The sequence below is a fragment of the Microseira sp. BLCC-F43 genome (genome assembly GCF_041929235.1).
Lineage (GTDB): Bacteria > Cyanobacteriota > Cyanobacteriia > Cyanobacteriales > Aerosakkonemataceae > Microseira.
This window is the reverse complement of sequence record NZ_JBHFNP010000168.1, coordinates 36,198-57,518: the sequence shown is the minus strand read 5'-3', so window position 1 is coordinate 57,518 and position 21,321 is coordinate 36,198. Positions and strand designations below refer to the sequence as shown.

Annotated in this window: 15 protein-coding genes; 8 read left to right on the top strand and 7 right to left on the bottom strand. The window is 46.3% G+C overall.

The features are described from left to right. Positions 1 to 171 precede the first annotated feature (171 nt). The 6 genes from ACE1CM_RS23520 to psbM all read left to right on the top strand — a co-directional run bounded on the left by ACE1CM_RS23520 (position 172) and on the right by psbM (position 9,098). Complete coding sequence (locus tag ACE1CM_RS23520) at positions 172 to 4,521, top strand: PAS domain S-box protein (protein ID WP_374880898.1); 4,350 nt, start codon at positions 172 to 174, stop codon at positions 4,519 to 4,521. A gap of 66 nt (positions 4,522 to 4,587) precedes the next feature. Next, on the top strand, positions 4,588 to 6,162 hold the full coding sequence (locus tag ACE1CM_RS23515; protein WP_374880896.1) for a response regulator: 1,575 nt from the start codon (positions 4,588 to 4,590) through the stop codon (positions 6,160 to 6,162). 204 nt (positions 6,163 to 6,366) lie between these two features. Next, positions 6,367 to 8,103, top strand: coding sequence for a TolC family protein (locus ACE1CM_RS23510; RefSeq protein WP_374880894.1), 1,737 nt, complete (start codon positions 6,367 to 6,369; stop codon positions 8,101 to 8,103). Positions 8,104 to 8,148: 45 nt separating this feature from the next. Beyond that, positions 8,149 to 8,343: a hypothetical protein gene (locus ACE1CM_RS23505; RefSeq protein WP_374880892.1), complete on the top strand. Its 195-nt coding sequence runs from the start codon at positions 8,149 to 8,151 to the stop codon at positions 8,341 to 8,343. 129 nt (positions 8,344 to 8,472) lie between these two features. Then, positions 8,473 to 8,769, top strand: coding sequence for a 2Fe-2S iron-sulfur cluster-binding protein (locus ACE1CM_RS23500; RefSeq protein WP_226590923.1), 297 nt, complete (start codon positions 8,473 to 8,475; stop codon positions 8,767 to 8,769). Positions 8,770 to 8,984: 215 nt separating this feature from the next. Continuing rightward, positions 8,985 to 9,098, top strand: coding sequence for a photosystem II reaction center protein PsbM (psbM, locus tag ACE1CM_RS23495; RefSeq protein WP_374880890.1), 114 nt, complete (start codon positions 8,985 to 8,987; stop codon positions 9,096 to 9,098). Between the two features lie 174 nt (positions 9,099 to 9,272). Here the strand turns inward: psbM and ACE1CM_RS23490 are convergent, their stop codons facing one another. Next, positions 9,273 to 10,115, bottom strand: coding sequence for a universal stress protein (locus ACE1CM_RS23490; protein ID WP_374880889.1), 843 nt, complete (start codon positions 10,113 to 10,115; stop codon positions 9,273 to 9,275). A 297-nt stretch (positions 10,116 to 10,412) separates the two neighbouring features. On the opposite strand from ACE1CM_RS23490, the gene ACE1CM_RS23485 reads away from it, so the two are divergent. Next, positions 10,413 to 10,814 carry a fasciclin domain-containing protein gene (locus tag ACE1CM_RS23485; protein ID WP_374880887.1) on the top strand — a complete coding sequence of 134 codons (402 nt, stop codon included), beginning with the start codon at positions 10,413 to 10,415 and terminating at the stop codon, positions 10,812 to 10,814. A 76-nt stretch (positions 10,815 to 10,890) separates the two neighbouring features. Here the strand turns inward: ACE1CM_RS23485 and ACE1CM_RS23480 are convergent, their stop codons facing one another. The 6 genes from ACE1CM_RS23480 to ACE1CM_RS23455 form a co-directional block, all read right to left on the bottom strand. Next, on the bottom strand, positions 10,891 to 11,244 hold the full coding sequence (locus tag ACE1CM_RS23480) for a hypothetical protein (RefSeq protein WP_374880885.1): 354 nt from the start codon (positions 11,242 to 11,244) through the stop codon (positions 10,891 to 10,893). Between the two features lie 50 nt (positions 11,245 to 11,294). Continuing rightward, positions 11,295 to 11,885, bottom strand: coding sequence for a DUF6272 family protein (locus ACE1CM_RS23475; RefSeq protein WP_374880884.1), 591 nt, complete (start codon positions 11,883 to 11,885; stop codon positions 11,295 to 11,297). Positions 11,886 to 12,448: 563 nt separating this feature from the next. Then, positions 12,449 to 13,075 carry a 2OG-Fe(II) oxygenase gene (locus ACE1CM_RS23470; protein ID WP_374880882.1) on the bottom strand — a complete coding sequence of 209 codons (627 nt, stop codon included), beginning with the start codon at positions 13,073 to 13,075 and terminating at the stop codon, positions 12,449 to 12,451. A 480-nt stretch (positions 13,076 to 13,555) separates the two neighbouring features. Further along, on the bottom strand, positions 13,556 to 14,857 hold the full coding sequence (locus tag ACE1CM_RS23465; RefSeq protein WP_374880880.1) for a CO2 hydration protein: 1,302 nt from the start codon (positions 14,855 to 14,857) through the stop codon (positions 13,556 to 13,558). 142 nt (positions 14,858 to 14,999) lie between these two features. Then, entirely contained in the window at positions 15,000 to 16,487 is a 1,488-nt protein-coding gene (locus ACE1CM_RS23460) for an NADH-quinone oxidoreductase subunit M (protein ID WP_374880878.1), read from the bottom strand. A 211-nt stretch (positions 16,488 to 16,698) separates the two neighbouring features. Beyond that, positions 16,699 to 18,561, bottom strand: a complete 1,863-nt coding sequence (locus ACE1CM_RS23455; RefSeq protein ID WP_374880877.1) for an NAD(P)H-quinone oxidoreductase subunit F — start codon at positions 18,559 to 18,561, stop codon at positions 16,699 to 16,701. 963 nt (positions 18,562 to 19,524) lie between these two features. Here ACE1CM_RS23455 and ACE1CM_RS23450 point away from each other — a divergent pair. Then, a complete protein-coding gene (locus tag ACE1CM_RS23450) occupies positions 19,525 to 21,243 on the top strand; it encodes a SulP family inorganic anion transporter (protein ID WP_374880875.1) in 1,719 nt (572 codons plus the stop codon). The last annotated feature ends 78 nt before the right edge of the window (positions 21,244 to 21,321 follow it).

The following is a 21,321-nucleotide window of genomic DNA, read 5'->3' as shown; positions in this document are numbered from 1 at the left end:
GAGAAATTTTTGTAAAATACCATAATTCAAGCGTATAGAAGGATGTGAGGTGATATGATGTGAGGTGATGTGAGGCTATGAAAATATCATAAAACAATACACTTATTTTTATATTTTTATTAAAATAGTGAAAATAAATAATAAATTTTCATAAGATGTGGTAAATAAATTATGAAATTACAGCAGAAGACGCAAGTTTTAATCGTAGACGACCAACCGACTAACATCAAAGTTTTATCAGATTTGCTGATTGAGTATGGATTTGAGGTTTTGGTAGCTACGAGCGGAGAAAAAGCGCTGCAAAGACTGCAAAGAGTTTTACCAGATATCATTTTGCTCGATATATTGATGCCGGGAATAGATGGGTTTGAAACCTGCCGCCGCTTGAAAGCAACAAAAGCAACGAATGACATTCCGGTAATTTTTATGAGTGCTCTCGACCAGGGGGTGGATAAAGTCAAAGGATTGAATTTGGGGGCGGTAGACTACGTAACCAAACCGCTGCAACATGAGGAGATTATTGCTAGGCTCAACGTTCATTTAAAACTGCGATATCTCACGAAACAACTGAAAGAGCAAAATGCTTTGCTTCTGCAAGAAGTGCGATCGCGTAAGGTAGCGGAGTCAGCTTTGCGGCTTTCGGAAGCAAAATTTGCCAAAGCTTTTTGGTCGAGTCCCAGTCCGATGACGATCGCCAGTTTGGCAGAAGAGTGCTTGATCGAAGTTAACCATAGTTTTTGCAGCATGATGGGCTATACCCCAGAGGAAGTACTGGGGAAAACGGCTGAATCACTCAATTTTTGGGTCAATCAAGAAGAACGCTTGTGCTTCCTTTCGGCATTGCAAACTTCGGGCAGTGTTTACAAACAAAAATGTCAGTTTCGCACCAAGTCTGGCGAAATCAGATTGGTGCTGGTGTCGGCAGAGGCGATCCAGATTGGGGACATTCCCTGCATTCTCTCCATCGCCCACGACATTACCCAACAAAACCAGGCAGAAAAAGCACTTCAAAGAAGCAATAATATGTTGCGTTCCCTGATTGACAGCACCTCCGATGTCGTGTTTGTCAAAGACGAACAGGGGCGCTATATGGTCGCGAATTCCACAGTCAGCCGCTGGTTTTCTAAATCAATGGAGGAAATTATTGGTCAGGACGATACGGCATTTTTTCCCGAAAATGTAGCCCGCCAGATTATGGCAGATGACAAGAAAGTCATGACGATGGGCGAATCTTTAACTTATGAAGAACTCGTACCCCAACAGGGCATCATGCGGACGCTGCTAACCACGAAATCCCCTTGGCGAGATCCCCAAGGTCATATTATCGGAGTTGTGGGCATTTCTCGCGACATTAGCGATCGCAAACTGGCAGAACAAAAACTCAAAAAGAGCGAAGCCAATCTTGCCCATGCCCAACGAGTTGCCCATGTCGGCAGTTGGGAATTTAATATCCTGACTGGAGAAATTAGCTGGTCAGAAGAAAAATTTCGCATATTTGGTTTAGATCCCAACCAACCCGAACCGACTTATCCCCAAATCGTGGAGATGATTTATCCCGATGACCGCGCTACTTTTGAGGAAATTATACAGCGCGCGATCGCCGAAGGAATACCCTATGAAATCGAGTTACGGATTGTGCGACCCGATGGTGAAATTAGATACATTGACATGCGGGCAGAAGTAGTTTTAAACGAAGCTGGAATGGCGATCCAACTGTTGGGAATTGTGATGGATATTACCCAACGCAAAAAAGCTGAAGTGGCACTTGCTGGCAGCGAGCGAAAATATCGCAACTTGGTTGAAACATCCCAGGACTTGATTTTCTCGGTGGATGCTTCAGGGTGCTTTACCTTTGTCAACTCAGCGGTGAAACAAATTTACGGTTACGAACCGAGTGAAATGATCGGTCGTCCGTTCGCAGATTTCCTCACAGCCGAACAAATAGTTAAAGATGCGGCGGTTCATCAAAAACTGATGAAAGGAGAGTCAATCTTCCAGTATGAAACGACTCATATAGCCAAAGATAATAAACCGATTCACCTGTTATTTAACGCGATGCCGCTGCGGGACGAACAGGGCAATATCGTCGGCAGGACGGGAACAGCCAGCCACATCACAGAACTTAAACAGAAGCAAGAAGCTTTATATCGTCGCGAGCAAGAATTCAAAGCCTTGGTGGAAAATTCCCCCGATGTAATTGCTCGATTCGATCGGCAACTGCGCCACGTATACGTTAATCCAGCCGCAGAATTAGCAACGGGAATCTCCCCAGAAGCATTTATTGGTAAAAGCCATCGAGAGTTGGGAATGCCCCTGGAATTTGCCAAGCTTTGGGAAGACGCTTTGCAAATGTTATTCGCCAGGAAGAAAGAACAGCGGATTGAGTTTGATTTTCCCTCACCCCTTGGCTGTAAATTTTATCAAGTTCGGATTGTGCCTGAATTTAACTGCGATGACAGCATCGAATTTGCCTTAGCTGTCGCCCGCGATTTCAGCGATATCAAACAAGCAGAACAGGAACTGCGAGAAAGTGAAGAACGCTTTCGCGCCACTTTTGAGCAAGCGCCCATCGGCATTTGCCATTCGAGTTTAGACGGTGAGTTTGTGCGGATCAACCAAACATTTTACGACATCGTGGGTTACAGCTATGAGGAAATGAGCCAGCGAACTTGGGAAGATATTACCTACCCGGAAGATCTCGATGTTGAACTAGAACTCGTTCGCCGCGTGTGGGAAAAAGAGATGGATAGTTACACGATGGAGAAGCGTTATATCCGCAAAGATGGCTCGATTATTTGGGTAAATATGATTGGCACTTTAGTGCGATCGCCCGATGGCGAACCCAAATATGCCATCGCTGTAGCCGAAGATATTAACGAGCGAAAACTTGCCCAAGCAGCGCTGCAACAAGCTCTAGAAGCCGCTGAAGTCGCCAATCGTGTCAAAAGCACCTTTTTGGCGAATATGAGCCACGAATTGCGTACCCCCCTCAACGCGATTCTGGGCTTTTCTCAACTCATAAACAACAGCCCAAACCTAGCACCGGAACACAAAAAATATCTCGGCATTATTATCCGCAGCGGGGAACACTTGCTCGCTTTAATTAACCAAGTTTTAGATTTATCTAAAATTGAGGCAGGACGTACCACCCTCAACGAAAATAGCTTCAATCTTTACGATTTGCTCAACGGTTTGTCAGATATGTTTCGCCTCAAAGCGAACAATAAAGGATTGCAGTTGATTTTTGAGCGGTCGCCTGAAGTTCCTCAATACATTGAAACCGATGAACTCAAGTTAAGCCAAGTATTAATTAACCTGCTTTCTAATGCGATTAAATTTACCCAAGAAGGAAGCGTCTGTTTAAAAGTTAAAACACCAGACAATACCCAATATCCTCGCTCCCAGACTCTGCCACCCTCGTTCCCATGCTCTGCCAGGGAACGCCATTACCAGGCACAGCCACCCTCGTTCCCATGCTCTGCCAGGGAACGCCATTACCGATTACAGTTTGAGATTGCTGACACAGGTTGCGGTATTTCTCCCGATGAATTAGAAACTATTTTTGAACCATTTGTGCAAACCCAAACCGGCAAAAAAGCTCAAGAGGGAACCGGATTAGGCTTAGCCATTAGCCGCAAGTTTGTGGAATTAATGGGCGGTAAAATAACAGTTAGTTCCCAAGTTGGCAAGGGAAGCACCTTCAAGTTTGAAATCAAAGTGAACTTGGTTGAGCGTGAGTATCTCGAGCTAAAACAACCTCCGCGTCGCATTTTTGCCCTGCAACCTAATCAACAGAAATATCGCATCCTAATTGTAGATGACTCGCCAGAAAATCGGCAATTACTGTTTGAATTGCTTTCTACCTTTGGCTTCGATATTCGGGAAGCTAGCAACGGGATTGAAGCAATAGAAGTTTGGGAAAGTTGGCAGCCGCACTTAATTTGGATGGATTTGCTAATGCCTCTAATGGATGGATATGAAGCTACTAAAGAAATCAGAGCGAGGGAGAATTCCCCATCGGAAATCTGCATTCCCAGGCAGGAGTCTGGGAACGAGTCAAGCCAGCAGCCTGGGAACGAGTCTAAGCAGCCTGGGAACGAGTCAAAAGCTACTGCTATCATTGCTTTAACAGCTAGTAGTTCAGCAGCGGAGCGAGAGATCGCTATACAAATCGGTTGCAATGATTATCTGAGCAAACCTTTTCGACAAACCGAGATTTTTGAGGCAATGAACAAATATATTGGAGTGCAATTTGTTGATGAAGAACCGACTCACAAGCAGGATGCAACTAAAAATGAATTGCTGGCTTTGACAAGGGAAGATATTGCCGTTTTACCAGATGATTGGTTGGTTTCCTTCTACCAAGCTACAATTGAAAGCGATTTTGATGTAATGCTGGCTCTAATCTACCAAATCCCCTCCGATTGCCAAATTTTAGCTAACGCGCTCGCTAATTTAACTCACAACTTCCAATTTGAGGAATTACTAACCTTGACCTCACCCCATAAAGGCAAAAATTAAAATATTTCTATTTTCCGATTAAAACTGACCCAAATTCACTCAATTTTAGTAACTTAGACAGCAAAAATGTCATTTTCGCCCAGCCCAGATCCAAGCCAAGAATCAACAACCCACTTAAAAGGAAATATCCTCGCGGTTGATGATACTCCTGCCAATTTGCATCTGTTAAGCGACATGCTATCCAAGCAGGGGTATAAAGTGCGAATCACACCCAACGGCAAACTAGCTATACAATCTATTTTAGCCAATCCTCCAGACTTGATTTTGCTGGATATTATGATGGCGGACATGAATGGTTATGAAGTCTGTCAAACATTGAAAGCAGATGAACGAACGAGGGATATTCCCATTATCTTCATCAGCGCCTTGAACGAAACATTTGATATCGTGAAAACTTTTAAAGTTGGCGGAGTGGACTACATTAGCAAGCCGTTTCACCTGGAAGAAGTATTGGCGCGTGTAGAGAATCAATTGCGCATCCGATCGCAAGAAAGGCAACTTGCCGAACAAAATGCACGGCTGTCTCAGGAGATAGAAGAGCGCCAGCAAGTCGAAGAGGCACTGCGACAAAGTGAAGCGCGGGAACGAGAAAAAGCGATTAAATTAGAATTGACATTGCAAGAATTAAAGCGCACCCAAGCCCAACTAATTCAAACCGAAAAAATGTCTAGTTTAGGGCGAATGATTGCGGGAGTTGCCCAGGAAATAAACAATCGAGTTAGCTTGATTTTAAGCAAGATTAATCCGGCTTGTCACTATTTCCAATACCTCACCGCTCTCGGGGAAATTTATCAAAAAAATTATCCCAATCCACCTAGAGAAATTCAGCAGGCAATTGAGGAAATAGATTGGGAATTTATAGTCAGAGATTGGTATAAAATCATAGAAAAAATCGATGGGGGAGCCAAGGAAATTCAGCAAATAGTTCAATCGTTAAATCTGTTATACCGACTAGATGAAGCAGAGCTAAAAACAGTAGATATCCATGAAATCATTGACAATACCCTGCTAATTTTGCAGCAGCGACTGAGAGACACAGACAAAACCGATCGCCAACTACGCCCAGAAATTGAGGTAATTAAGGACTATGGGGAACTGCCACCAGTCGCCTGTTATGCCAGTCAGTTAAATCAGGTGTTGGCAAATCTGCTCAACAATGCGATTGACGCCCTAGAAACTCAATCTTACCCAGGAAAAATTACGATTAGTACCTCAGTAGTCAGCGCCGAAGAGTTAGCAATCGCAAATAACTCACATCTTGCACCAAGCAAGGTAGAACCTCGCGGATCTCGTTCCCAGGTTGAACCAGGGAACGATTTCGAGCAACCTCGCGCATCTGATTCCCAGGTTGAACCAGGGAACGATTTCGAGAAACCAGCCGCATCTGGTTCCCAGGTTGAACCAGGGAACCAGAAAACTGACCGCATTGTGATTCGGATTGCTGACAATGGCCCTGGTATGACTGAGGAAGTACTGAACAAAATGTTTGACCCCTTTTTTACTACAAAACCTGTCGGGAGTGGCACGGGATTGGGGTTATCTATCAGCCACCAAATTGTGGTAGAAAAACATCGGGGTCAAATTCGTTGTGTTTCTGCCCCAGGGCAAGGGACAGAGTTGATTGTGGAAATTCCAGTTTGATAGCCTATGCCTCATGCCCAACAATCGACTATGCTGCATTAGGTTGTAGTGTCTGAACCTTCACAGGACTTACGCACGACTAGGCCAGAAACCCGGTTTCTTCGTTGATCTCTGGTTGCCAAACCAACTATGTTTCGTAGAAACCGGGTATCTTTGCGTAAGTCCTACTTCAGCTAATCAAGGCAGCAGACGGTTTAAAAACATATGTCTACGTTTCGTAATTTTGTGGTTGTGAGTGTGAGTGCGGCGATCGTCATACCTAACGGGAATGCGATCGCCATTCCCAATACACCAGGGTTCGCCCTGGACACGGCAAATCAAGCTTACCCTGGGATTGGGCATCACCCAGAAGAGGGTAACGTTTTGGGGAACGCCCAGATGGGCAAACTGAGCGACACGGGGAGTTTTCTCGCTCCTAACTCTGTGCAACTAGCGCGATATGCCTCCGGCACGCTAGCGCGAACGCAAAGCGTCTTCACCTTAGCTCAAGCACAAGAATTGAACTCTCAAAAGCCCCTTATTACACCGATACAGCCGTCGGGAAGGACTGCAATTCCTGGGTTTTTAGCACCCAATCCCAACCCTTTACAGTTTCCCACCCGCCCGGAAGAAGTCGATATCGAGGTGACTCAGCCTTTAACGCTACAACAAGCGATCGAACTGGCGCGGCGCAACAATCCCGATCTACAGGTGGCTCAACTTCAGCTGGAACGCGCCCAAGCTGCCCTGGGCGAGGCGAGGGCGGGTTTGTTTCCTACGGTGGATTTAGATGTAACATTCTCAGGGGGGCGATCAACTGGAAGCGAGTTTCAGATCGAGGCCGCCCGTGCAGAAGTCTCGCGCCAGCGAGAAGCCCAACGCAATCTACCACCCGCACAGCGACGGGACATCCCGGACGCCCCGGATGAAAGAACTAGCACGCAGTTGAACTCGACGGTAGGCATTAATTACAACATCTTTACCGCCGGGCGCGTACAAGCTCAAATTCGGGCAGCACAAGAACAGGTGCGGATCAATCAGTTGCAGGTAGAGAGTCTGGGAGAGCAAACTCGTTTAGATGTCAGCGTTGCTTACTACGACTTGCAACAAGCCGACGAGCAAGTGCGAATTTCCGAGTCGGCGGTGAGGAATGCCCAGCGGAGTTTGCAAGATGCTCAAGCGCTGTTTGAGGCGGGATTGGGAACCCGATTTGATGTTCTGCGCGCCCAGGTGCAGTTGGCGAGGGAAAACCAAAACTTGATTCGCGCCCGTTCCGATAGGCAAATCCGACGGCGAGATTTAGCCCGGTTATTGAGTTTGCCTCAATCTGTAAATATGGTTGCAGCCGATCCGGTGGCAGTGGCGGGGCTGTGGAACCCCACCCTGGAACAAAGTATCGTCCTGGCGTTTCAAAACCGCGCCGAGTTGCAACAGCGATTAGCCGAACGGAACGTTAATCGGGAACAACGACGCATCGCCCGCTCGGGTCGATTCCCCCAACTGAGTTTATTTTTCAATTACAACTTGTTGGATGTGTTCAACGATGGTTTGGGGCTTGCCGATGGCTATTCGGCAGGAGCGAGGTTGCAGTGGAGTATTTTCGATGGGGGGGCGGCAAATGCACGGGCGGCTCAGGAGGAAGCGGATATTGGCATTGCCGAAACTCAATTTGCCAACCAGCGCAATCAGATTCGCTTCCGGGTGGAACAAGCTTATTTCACCTTGCAATCAAGTCTGGAAAATATCCAAACCGCCAGCGTTGCTCTAGAACAAGCCGCCGAAGCGTTGCGCCTAGCTCGCTTGCGCTTCCAAGCAGGCGTGGGGACTCAAACTGAAGTCATCGACGCGGAAAACGACCTGACAAGTGCTGAGGGCGATCGCGTCCGCGCCATTCTCGACTACAATCGAGCGCTGGCAACCCTACAGCGCGAGGTCAGCAATCTCTCCGCGACGGCGCCATAACCATGTACCCAAACCCGCTAGAACATAAGAGGACACGGGGACACGGTGACGCTCCTGACGCGGGGAATTTTTCTCTACAACTCGACCCTCTCCCTTGTCTCCCACTCGACCCGTCCTCTTCAACGGCAGGAATCGGCAAACAGTCTGCGCGATTGCCACCAACTGGGCACGCGCCGCCTCTCCATCAGAAAAACCAGAAACCCGGTTTCTACCAAACATCCTTGGCAAAGCGAACGATAGATCGACGGTCGAAACCGGGTTTCTGGCCTCGTCGTGGGTAAGTTCCGCTCAATTTGGCAATACTTCTTAACAAAAAGTAAAGTAACATAATCCATAAGGAACGAATGTTAGGTGAACAAGGGACTGGCAATGGCTAACATCAAATTTGTCAAAGAAAATAAGGAAGTAGTAGCAGCCGACGGCGCTAATTTAAGGGAAAAAATGCTGCAAAATGGCATCGACCTCTACACGTTCACGGGCAAGATGATGAATTGCGGTGGTTATGGTCAATGCGGCACTTGTATTGTGCAGATCGTCGAAGGGATGGAAAATCTTTCCCCCCGCACCGAAGTAGAAAACCGCAAACTGAAGAAAAAGCCGCAAAATTATCGTCTAGCCTGTCAAACCCTGGTAAATGGGCCAGTTATTGTCGCTACGAAGCCTTGACAAATGCAGGACTTACGCACGACGAACCTATCACCTTTGTTTCTGCGTAGAATTTTCCGAGCAACCCGGTTTGTTGGCGTAAGTCCTGAAATGTTTCTTTGGAGTAGGTCAGTTGTTTGTATTTTGGGTTACAACTGACTGCTCCTGCATGAGCGATCGCGAATAATGATATTCTAGGCGTATTGATTTGCGATTTTGATAGAGGCACTGTTTCCATGCAAGTTAATGACCTTGGGTTTGTTGCAAGTCTTTTGTTTGTACTTGTCCCTGCTGCATTTTTAATCATTTTGTACATTCAAACTGCTAGCCGCCAAAGCGGTAAATCCTAGCAGTTTGCTGGCAAAAAAACAAGCCCCAGCAGCCTTAATTTATTTGGTAGCTGGGGCTAATTTTATCACCAAGAAGACGGGTCGAGTGGGAGACGCGGCGACAAGTCGATTTGTGGCAAAACATTCCCCCCGTCCCCCCGTCCCCCCCTCCGGTGCGTCCTCTTCAAGACTGGATCAAGTTTCACCAACGGTGCGGGCTAACAACACCGGGCAGGTGGCATAGACTCGCACATAGTCTGACAGGGAAGCACCTAGCAGGCGGTCTAAATCTGGCAGACCTTTGGCGATGGAAGGGCGACGCTCTGGCGACCCCAGGATTAACAAATCTACGTTTGACTCTTGGGCGAGGCGGCAAATTTCTTCCCCTGGTTTGCCAGTGCCAATGACGCAGCGGTAAGAAACGCCCATTTTCTTCGCTTCCGCCACAGCAGGTGCTAGCACCGGATCGGTTTCGGGGGGAGTAGCTGGGGTGGTTCCTTTTGGATTAACGCGCACCAGTACTAGCTGACCTCCTTTAATATCGCGCACGAGAGCGATCGCCAGCTTCAAGCACTGTTGGGCAGCCTCAGAATTATCCATCGCCACCATCACTTTGTTGATTTTTTTGACGTAAATATCGTCTTTGACCAACAACATGGGGCGATTGGACAGTTGAAAAACGTATTGGCTAACCGAGTTTTCTAAGATCGACTCCAACCGTTTGAGTCCACGGGAACCCATGATAATCAGATCCGCATCGATTTCGTCGGCGACTTGACAGACTGTGGTTTTGGGGTCGCCTTGGCGCAGCATGGCGGTGACGTGATTGGGATCTAATTTCAACGACTGAATCGCGGTAGCGAGGAATTTACCGCCTTCTTCCCATTTTTCAGTCATAGCCTCAGACGTCACTTGGGGCGGCACGACGTGCAGGACGGTGACCGAGGCAGGTTTGATGGAAGGAATTTCCATCAACACCTTGAGCATTTCTTCAGAATGACCAGTTCCGGAGTCAGCCAGCAATATTTTTTCTATCATCGGTTTTTGTGGTAAGAATCGATCGAGTTTTTGAAGCTAGCGCTCGATGAGGATTTAATATCAAGATAAAACTTCTGGGTGCCCGCCAAGCCGAGTCTTTTACAAGCCTTTACAAAACGGCCCCTAATTTTTCACCCCTATTGCTCTACCACTTAATAGCAAAATTGTCAATACCGACTGCTCGGTTGGGGATACCCCCAGCTAAAGCGATGAAATAATATAACTTGTTTTCTTTGTAGGTGGGAGCCAGATTAGTTTAACTTTCTTAAAGGAGCTTTTTTGAATCAGGTGGAGTATATGGCTGATATAGTTGATATTGCAGTAGGTGCAGGTTCTTTCAACACCCTAGTTGCCGCCGTCCAAGCGGCTGGGTTAGTGGAAACGCTAAAAAGTCCTGGGCCTTTTACTGTGTTTGCACCCAATGACGATGCCTTTGCCAAGCTGCCACCAGGAACGATAACAACCCTGGTGCAAAATATTCCCCAGTTAGCTAGGATTTTAACTTATCACGTCGTGCCTGGGAAGTTAATGAAAGCGGATTTAGCGCAAGTGAGTGAGGTAATTTCTGTTGAAGGGGCGCCGATCAGAATTGATTGTTCGGATGGTTTTGAAGTCAAGAATGCCACAGTTGTAGCGCCAGATATCGAAGCAGATAACGGTGTGATTCACGTCATAGATACAGTGATCTTAATGGGCTAGGGGCTAGGGGCTAGGAGACTATATTTTCTCAATATTCCCTAGCACCTAGCCCCTCATCCCTAACCGCTTTTCTCGGTCATTCAAATTCCAGTTTTAAATCCGGCATCAAGCGCTGCAAATTCTTTAAAGACCTGCTTTGCCAAGGGATGACCTCAGAACCTTTAACCACAAGCTGAATCGTTTTTTTCTTACGCACGTCTATCACAAATTTAGATAACATATTAATGCCGGAACTGTTGAGAAATTGCAGTTCCTTCAGATTTAGGGTAATGGTTGGAGTAGTATTAGCGGTTACTTTATTGAGTAAATCCACTATAGGTGCGTACTCTGCCATTCCCTCTAGCCGCAGCCAGCCCTCAAAGTTTACGGTTCCTGTCGCCATTTCGCAGATTACCTTGTAGTTTTCCCCTTGAATGTCCTGAATTTCCACCTATCCAGTCTCCTAATGGTGTAGATATCAATCGAACAAACCCCTAGTCCCTATAAGGTTAACTGTACCATTGTCGTCACTGCAACTACTTGAGGCTCTTTTTGCACGGTTTCAAACTTCCAGCCCAACTTGGCTAAATAATCGTGCCTCATCGTTATCAGTCCTAACCCAGAACTGTTGCCATTATCGTTGCAGGCATTTTTCTCTAACTGCCGAATGTATAACTCTGCCGGATCTTCATCGAGTAATTCTTGAATCAAGGTTTGAAACTTATCCAAAGCTGCGGCAGGAATACTATTAGTTACGATCAGTACCACTGTAACTCTTGTATCCAAGAGCAAGTGCAGTCCAAATTTGATCGGGTAATTGCATGTATCATCGCTAAACTTCATCGCATTTTCTAGTAACTCATTCGCAATGTAATTAACAGTTCCTTTGAATTCCACTTGCTTTTCTTTCGTACTTGGTTCGTCCTCGCTGACTGGAAAGAACGTCGTTAAGTAATCGGCAATAAAATCAGCTGACAAACCATTGTTGCGCCAGCGCTGCTTGAGGGAAACCGAACTCGGCGAGAATCCAAGGATTAAAAATTCCTGGTCGGTAGGTAGATTTTTTCTAAATTCCCCGAAAGTTTGAGTCATGGTCATTCAATGTTGGATGTGGGGTTTTGGGATTGAGTCTGTTAGGTATGCTCCCGACTATTTCTGTTTTAGTACACATAATGTAATATCATCAAACACCTTGTGCGTGCCAATATGTTGCCGATTGGGGCAACCCTCAACGGTTAGAGGAGTCTCACGACTTAAAAGAGTTGCTCTACTTCAGAACTTACACCAGGGCGTTGCCAGAAACCCGGTTTCGACCTCGTTCGCGAAGCGTCGGGTATGCATATCTCTGGTTCCCTTTCCCAAGGATTTTTCGTAGAAACCGGAAATATGCGCGTAAGTCCTGTACCTCATAGTGTACGCCATTAATATGTTCAGCTATGGGCATGTGGACACTATCCAAATCTGGCATCGAGATCGACCAAGCGGGAATTATCGCTTCTGGTCAACTCTGGCAGGGTATCAGATAATGGTTTAAGATAACCTGATCGCTTCAGCGTAACTTTCTAGAAGTTTTTCACCCTTACTTGATAACTGCTCGTTGCTATCGCAAGTAGACGGAAGCTTAAATGAGAGTTTTTAACTCTTGCGATCTCTGCCTACTCAGCTTGTTGCGCGCAATCGCTATACATTACATCCGACCGTAAAACATACTTGCGTCCCCGAATTACTGATGCTCCCTCGTGGGCTAAATCGTGGATGAAACACAACGCCATTCCCGTTACTGGAACTACAGAAATCTCACTATGATCGCCATAGTAGGGGCACGGCATGTTTAGGTTATCTGTTTTTCTCAGATACAAAGGATGCCGTGTCCCTACATAAAATCGGGTTTCTCCTCCTGCAAAACCTTCATTTAGGTAAATCATCAACGTTAACAAACTTTCTTCACCGTTGGCTTTCCGATAGGAACCATCGTGGTGTAGTGCAAATTTTTGACCCGGATCGTAGCGATAAAATCGAAAACGTTCGTTTAATCCAATCGCCCGCCACCTGCCAATTTTTTCCGGAATATAAGCAGATACCCGTTGCCAAAGATTTGCCGCCCGTTCTAAATCATCCAGGATAACGCGCTCGTTATTGCGGATTTCAAGACGGATTTGAAATCCTCGTAACGTGATAATAGGAGCTGCGGCGTAACCAATATTTTCGCTTAATTCAATATACTCGGCGCATTCTGCTGGTGAAAGAATATTCTCAATTGTAAAAATTTGGTTACGAATCAAATCTTTCCGGGTGATGGAACGAGTGGGGGATGAATTGCCATCGCAAGGCGTATCTCTATTTTATCGTCTTAAAATTCCTCCTGTTGCAATAACGGTAGGGGCACGGCATCCGAGATTTCTGATAAAAACAGATCACCTTTAAATAACGGTAGGGGCACGGCATCCGAGATTTCTGATAAAAATAGATAACCTTTAAATAACGGTAGGGGCACGGCATCCGAGATTTCTGATAAAAATAGATAACCTTTAAATAACGGTAGGGGCACGGCGTCCGAGATTTCTGATAAAAATAGATAACCTTTAAATAACGGTAGGGGCACGGCGTCCGAGATTTCTGATAAAAACAGATAACCTTAAACCTGCCGTGCCCCGAGATAGATTACCGATAATCCTGCCGTTGTATTTGTCGCAGTAGGGGCACGGCATCCGAGATTTCTAATAAAAACAGATAACCTTAAACCTGCCGTGCCCCGAGATAGATTACCGATAATCCTGCCGTTGTATTTGTCGCAGACGAGATTCAGGACGAATAAACCGATCCATTTGTGATTCAAAGAACTTACGATTTGCCATTAAATGCTTCGGATTTGGATCGTCTAAAGGATACAACAAGGCGCACCGCAAAGCTTGAATTACTGCCGAAGTTACGTTATACATCGAACGTTGGAAAGTAATCCCCAGTTGGATTAACATATCCTCTTCGCCCCGGCAGTGTTGCTTGTAGTAATCCAGCAAATAAGGAGGCAAGAAATGCAGCATATCCTGCATCAATAATGTGGGCGGAATACCAGCAGTTCCTACCGGAAATACGTCGGCATAAAGAATGCCGTAGTGGAAGTCTTTTTGCTCGTCGGGGACTTGTTTTGCTTGAGCATTGTAAGACTTCGTGCCCCTAAAAGGTGCGGTGCGATAGAAAACCGCTTCTACATAGGGTAATGCAGCTTCATACAGCCACATAAACCCCTTTGATTTGGGGATAATTTCGTAGCATTCGTCACCGACGTAGACATGGTGGTAGATCGGACGACCGGCGATCGCAAAGATACCGTTAATCAGAAAATTCATCGCATCCGGCACGCCTTTGAACCCGCCTTCATCGTAGATATCCGACATTTCAAAGAACACCGGCGCCATGATTTCCCAGAACAGTCCGAGATTGGAATAATAAGACATCATGCGGCACTGTTCGTAAAACATTTCTGGAAACAATTTATACAGTCCCAGCATCACCTTATTGCCTTTAAAGTAGGCTTTAATTGCTCGGTCTGCATTGGCTTTGTATTCGTCGCTTTCCAGATAATCGTTAAATCTACCGCCCATCTTTTGGTGCCAAAGCATTGCGTACATGCAAGCTTCGGCAAATTCCATGTTGATGCGATCGTGCCACAAATGATGTAATAACTTCGGCATTTTCCGGGTTTCACCCTTTTCCATAAATGCCAAAAGTTCTGGGTGGGCAGAAGCTTGCCCGCGCCAGATTCGCAAATCTGCATCATCGCCAGCGTAGTGGTTGTGCAGGTCTAAATACTCCTGGGGTAGGAAGTATTTAAAAAAGGGAAATGGATTTAAAAAGACGCGCTCAGCAATATAAAGCAAGTCGCGCCAGTAGAAATCCATCGGCACGGCATATGCTTTATAAATGCCGATAATTTGCATCAAATTTTCCGGGGTATCTGGCAGCATCGATCCGCCTGCTTCCAAACGGTGAATGACTTCGGCGAATTCGTGCTTCGAGGGTGGAATAATCGATTTGGATTGCGGTTTGGGTATAGTTGCTGTCATGGCGTTCTTGGTAATTGCTAATTGCTAATTGCTAATTGCTAATTGCTAATTGGTAATAGGTAGTAAATGGTTTTTTAGCTATTAGCCATTAGCCTCGTTCCCATGGCTCTGCCTGGGAACACCATTACCTATTACCAAATAACTATTTCTGAGCAACTTGCTGCGCGCTAACGGGTGGCATCACGGCAACAATTGCAGTTGTTGTTGGTTCAGTCCAGCGGACTAACCAAGTTGGTTGGATTCCCAAAAACAAGATAATCGCTGCCAAGACTAATGCTGGGACTTTTTCCATCAACAAAACTTTGGGATAGTAAGCCAAATTGTTGTCCAATTTGCCAAAACAGGTGCGGTTGAGCAGAATTACAAAGTAAACTGCCGTTAAACCGCTGGCAATGACGCAAATCAGGGTTTGGACTGGAAAGACTGCGAAAGTACCTTGAAACACCAGAAATTCAGCCGGAAATCCTACTAAACCAGGAATTCCTGCACTTGCCATGCCGCCAGCGACGAGCAAAGCACTGGTGAGGGGTAAACCCCGCACAGGGTTCATTAAACCGTTGAGGACATCTAAGTCGCGAGTGCCGACTTTGGTTTCGACAATCCCCACTAAATAAAAGAGTATGGCGAGGATGAGGCCGTGGCTGACCATTTGAGCGACAGCACCCAAAACGCTTAGAGGTGTGCCAGCGGCTGCGGAAACTAAAATATAGCCCATGTGACCGATGGAACTATAAGCTACCATGCGTTTGATGTCTTTTTGGGCGATGGCGCTCAATGCCCCATAAACTACGCTCACAACCCCAATAATAGATAGTCCGGGAGCGACAAGCGCCCAAGTTTCGGGAAATAAACCCAAACCAAACCGGACTAAACCATAAGTTCCCAATTTAGCCAGAATACCGCCCAACATAATCGCTACAGGCGGCGAAGCTTCGGTATAAGCATCTGGTAACCAAGTATGCAGGGGAACCAAGGGAATTTTAATCCCAAACCCCACCAACAACATGGTGAGCAAAATTAGCTGGCTAATTAGGGGTAATGGTTGGCTTAATAGGGAGTTGTAATCGAAACTGGTGGAACCAGACAGCCAAGTTATACCCAAAAATGCTGCCAGAATTAATATCCCAGATAGTGCGGTATAGATGAGAAACTTCATCGCTGCATAGCCGCGTTTCTCACCGCCCCAAATCGCAATTAACAGGTAAAAGGGAATTAATTCTATTTCGTAAAATAGGACGAACAGCAGCAAATTTTGAGCAGCGAATCCCCCGGCTACCCCGGCATAAACTAGCAGAATTAAACAGTAGTAAAGCCGGGGTCGTTGAATATTATTGCTGGCTATAATCGCAATCCAAATTAGCAGACTGCTTAAAGCCAGCAGCGGAAAAGATAACCCATCAATTCCCAACTTATAGTTCAACCCTAATTGGGGAATCCAAGGGATAAATTCCTGAAATTGCATTTGGGAAGTCGTTATGTCAAAGTGACTTACCAGCCAGAACGTTGCTAACACAATAGCGGTTGCGATCCCCAGAGCAATATTACGCAACTGATTCGCGGTTTGATTTCCCGGCAAAAACCCAACAATAGCGGCTCCCAATACGGGTAGCCAGATTAAGGTACTCAGCATAAACGGTCATTGGTGATTGGTAATTGGTGATTGGTAATTGGTGATTGGTAATTGGTGATTGGTAGTGGGTAGGTCAGAATAATGGCGCTAAGACAGCTTGTTCGTAGTCTATCTTTAGCGCTTAAGCGCAACTACAAACAAGGTAGTCGGTAGTTGGCGATTTTTTTCAATTACCAATTACCCTCGTGACCCAGGCGGTCGCCTGGGAACGTCATTGCCCAATTAGCAGAGAAAGACGCGACAATAAAGGCCAGCTTACTAACAATCCCAACAGTGCGACTCCTAGCAAGATTGTCAGGGCATAAAACTGGGTCTGACCGGAAACGTTATATTTCAAGCTTTGACCGCTGAAAACTGTTACTATACCGACTAAGTTCACCACGCCATCAATAATGTAGCGGTCAAACCAAGCTGTCATTTGCGACACTAAGGCAACCACAAATACAATGGTGATGCGGTAAAGTTGAGGGGTGTAAAAGTCGTAAGCGAATAAATCTTGTAGCGGTTTCCAAGGCAGTTGTACGGGTTTTTGTATAACATTACCCAGATAAACAACTGCACCGATGCTGAGGCCAAAAATGCTCGACCAAATTAACATGAGGGCGACATCTTTATTTAGTTCTGCCCAGGAAGGTAGCAACTGACAACTTTGCAGGATTAAAGGCAGGTGGAAAACGAAGCCTAATTCAATTACCATTGGTAGCGTAATTGCCCAAAAACATTCGGGCGAGCGCACGCTCATTTCTTGCAGTTTTCCGCCAAAAATTAACCCGAATACGCGGGTGAAATTAAACGCGGTTAATGCGTTGACCAGTAGCAGGATTCCCACTAAGTAAGGTTGGGTACTCCATAAACCATCGGCGATTTTCAGTAATGCCCAAAAGCCGCCCAAGGGGGGAAATGCAATTAACCCCAAAGTCCCCACAATAAAACATATCCCGGTAATCGGGCGGCGCGACCACAATCCGCCGAGTTGGGTGACGTTTTGGGTGACGTTCATCCAAACTAAGGCACCCACCGCCATGACTAATATTGCCATTGCGATCGCGTTAGTCAAAACTAACAACAACGCCCCTTCGGTTTGTCCCGTCCCCACGGCGACGAACACCAACCCCATATAAGCGCTGACCGGATAAGATAAAGTGCGTTTGATATCGATTTGGGCGATCGCAATTAACGAAGCGCCGATTGCCGTTACACCCCCGATGATTACCGCCGCCGACATCGCAACGGGCGAAAGTGCAATTACAGGTTGCAGCTTCACCAACACCCAAGCACCCGTTGCTACTACTACTGTATTCCGCAAAATCGACCCCGGCATTGGCCCTTCCATTGCTTCGTCCAGCCACAAGTGCAGCGGGAATTGGGCGCATTTACCCATCGGTCCCGCGAGTAATGCTAAACCCAATAAAGTAGCGACTGTTGGGTCTACATTGGCAGTTTTCGCCCATGCGGCTAATTCGGAAAAATCCCAAGTTCCTGCTAAGGGATAGATTGCCAATACTCCCATCAGCAGTAATAAGTCGCCCACCCGTTTGGTTAAGAATGCATCTCTCGCACCCGTGACTACCAATGGCTGACAGAACCAAAGTCCAATCAGCAGGTAGGTTCCCAAGGTGAGAATTTCCAGAATAAAGTAGGCGAAGAACAACGAGTCGCATAGGACGAGTCCGCACATCCCCGCTTCAAACAATGCCAGCAGCGAATAAAAACGCGCCCATCCCCAGTCCATTTCCATATAACCCACGGCGTAAATTTGGGCAAGCAGGTTTAAACCCGTCACCACGATAGTTGCGCCAATAGTTAATGAAGAAAGTTCCACTGGGATGGTTAAATCCAAACCCGCTACATTCAGCCAGGGGATGAGGACTTGTTGCGCGGGTTGATTCCACGTCGCTGGTAAAGCGAGGACGCCGTGCAAAAACGCGATCGCCGTCATGATCTCGTTGATATACCCGGCAGGGCGCGGCCCCGTCTTCCGAATCAATCCAGGCGACCAAGGTATCGCCAACACCGCCCCGATTAAGGCGTAGCACGGTATCAACCATGCTGTCTGAAGCAGAAACTGAGACATCTACATTACCTCGTAAGTTTTACTCAATAGCTCGAACCTCTATACGAGGATGCAGCAATTGATCCCCGGTTAACTAAGATTATCCAACTTTATGTTGATTAATCTTTTTTTAATCTTGTTGATATCTAAGTCTAATATTGCTGCGATCGCAAACGAAATAGGCGAGCCATAAATTTACCTAATAGTAACCCGTGAGTTCCGTGTATAGAACCCATATATTGTCGCACCTAATTTTTATAACTCTTATTATTGTTGACAATATTTATGATTGATTTCTCTTATAAAGCAAATCGCGTACCGATGTCAATCAAAAAATCTGCGTCTGCTCTCCTGATGAGTATTCCTTACTATTATCTCCGTTGATGCCTACTGACTTAACCACAATTTAAGCTTGACTAATCGCTCTTTTTGTGGTTCCTTGCACTAAGTTGAGCGATCGCCTCACATATTCATAGATAAAAATCTATGATAATCTTAGGAAAGATTATATATATAAAAAAAGTTATAAATGTTATTTAATTTTTCTTTAATAGTTTTATCTTTTAAGTTAACCATTGTTCTGTTATAGGTGATAAATTTACATCACCTGGGATCTGTAAGAAATTTAACCGAGTAAAAACAGCTAACGGAACTGCGGTTCGGACAGCGTGCGGGGATAAGGTTCGCCAACCGATCTTAAGGAGCGATGCCTGTTACGCACAGGCTACGCGCTCGCAATAAACCCGATTACTTGCGAAAGGTTTTCTGCTCAAGGAAAGCGATCGCAAGGCGAACAACCCTAACTGTTTGAGGAAACAAGTCCAAATTCATTGCCTGGAGAGAGAGATGATTAATCAGTTTTTCAAGCCAAATTATTTACCGCCGTAAGTTTATAGGGTATTTCCCAATAAAACTTAATTGACCTTGAGTTCGGCAGTTAAAAGCCGTTCGCACCCCCTTTTTGTCAAAAATTTTGGCTCAATTATGCAAATCACAAACAAAATCCACTTCCGAAACTTACGCGGTGACATGTTTGGTGGCCTCACCGCCGCGATTGTCTCCTTGCCCCTGGCGCTAGCGTTCGGTGTCGCCTCCGGTGCCGGTCCAGTAGCAGGTCTTTACGGCGCTGCCTGCGTCGGGTTTTTTGCCGCACTGTTTGGCGGGACGCCTACTTTAATTTCCGAACCCACCGGCCCGATGACCGTGGTCATAACCACAATTATCGCGTCCTTGACGGCTGCTAATCCGGATCAAGGCTTAGCAATGGCATTCACCGTCGTCATGCTGGCGGGGATATTTCAAATTATCTTTGGGGTATTCAAGCTGGGTAAATACATTACCCTGATGCCCTACAGCGTGATTTCCGGCTTCATGTCTGGGATTGGGGTAATTCTGATCATCCTTCAGATTGCTCCCTTTGTCGGACAGCCGAATCCCAAAGGTGGCGTATTGGGGATGGTGCAAAACATCCCTGTATTGCTATCCAAGGTGAATCCAGCGGAATTGACTTTGGGCATAGTCACCCTGGCAATTCTGTTCTTCATGCCAGCTAAACTAAAGCGGTTTGCCCCTCCCCAACTGGTGGCATTAATTGTCGGTACGGCGATTTCTCTGATGGTTTTCGGAGATGCTGATATCAGAAGGATTGGCGCCATCCCCACCGGATTGCCCACCTTGCAAATGCCCACATTTACCCCCACCCAATTGACGATCATGATCGTGGATGGGATTATGCTGGGGATGTTGGGATGTATCGACACCTTGCTAACTGCGGTGATTGCCGATAGCTTAACCCGCACCGAACACAAATCTGATAAAGAATTAATCGGTCAAGGGATTGGTAACTTAGTTTCTGGTTTATGCGGTGGTTTGCCTGGTGCTGGTGCGACGATGGGAACCGTCGTCAACATCCAAACTGGTGCTTCGACAGCAGTATCTGGTCTGACTCGTGCCATTATCTTGTTTGTGGTAGTTTTAGGTGCTGCGGGTCTGACTCAAAGCATTCCGATGTCAGTTTTAGCAGGGATTGCGCTGAAAGTCGGGGTTGATATTCTAGACTGGAGCTTCCTCAAACGCTCGCACAAAGTATCCCTCAGAGGCAGCATCATCATGTACGGGGTGTTGTTGCTCACCGTATTTGTTGACCTGATTGTTGCCGTAGGCGTTGGGGTGTTCATTGCCAATATCTTGACAATTGAACGTCTTTCTGACTTGCATTCTGAGGAAGTTAAAACGATCAGCGATGCGGATGATGACATCGTATTAAATGATGAAGAGAAGCAGCTGATCGAACAAGCAGATGGACGGGTACTGCTGTTCTACTTGAGTGGCCCGATGATCTTCGGGGTATCGAAAGCAATTGCTCGCGAACACGCCGCCATGCGAGATGCAGATGTGTTAATTGTGGACTTGAGCGATGTACCGATGATGGGCGTAACGGCTTCTTTAGCGATTGAAAATGCGATCAAAGATGCTGTTGACCAAAATCGTCAAGTATTCGTTGTTGGTGCGGCGGGCAAAGTCAAGCGGCGGTTAGAAAAATTTGGCATCATGGATTTTGTCCCAGCGGATCGCTTTGTAGGCGATCGCACAGAAGCACTTCGCCAAGCCGTTGACTTGGTTAAGTACAATACAATTCAAGCCAATGGTACTAGCGCCAAAGGCTTCCCCACCGAATCTAGTGACGCTACAGTGCGTTCGTAGTTAGAAAATTTTCTGGTAAACATCAGGGTTTTTTCAATGCCAGAAACCCGGTTTCTTCGTAGAGGTTTTCGTAAACCA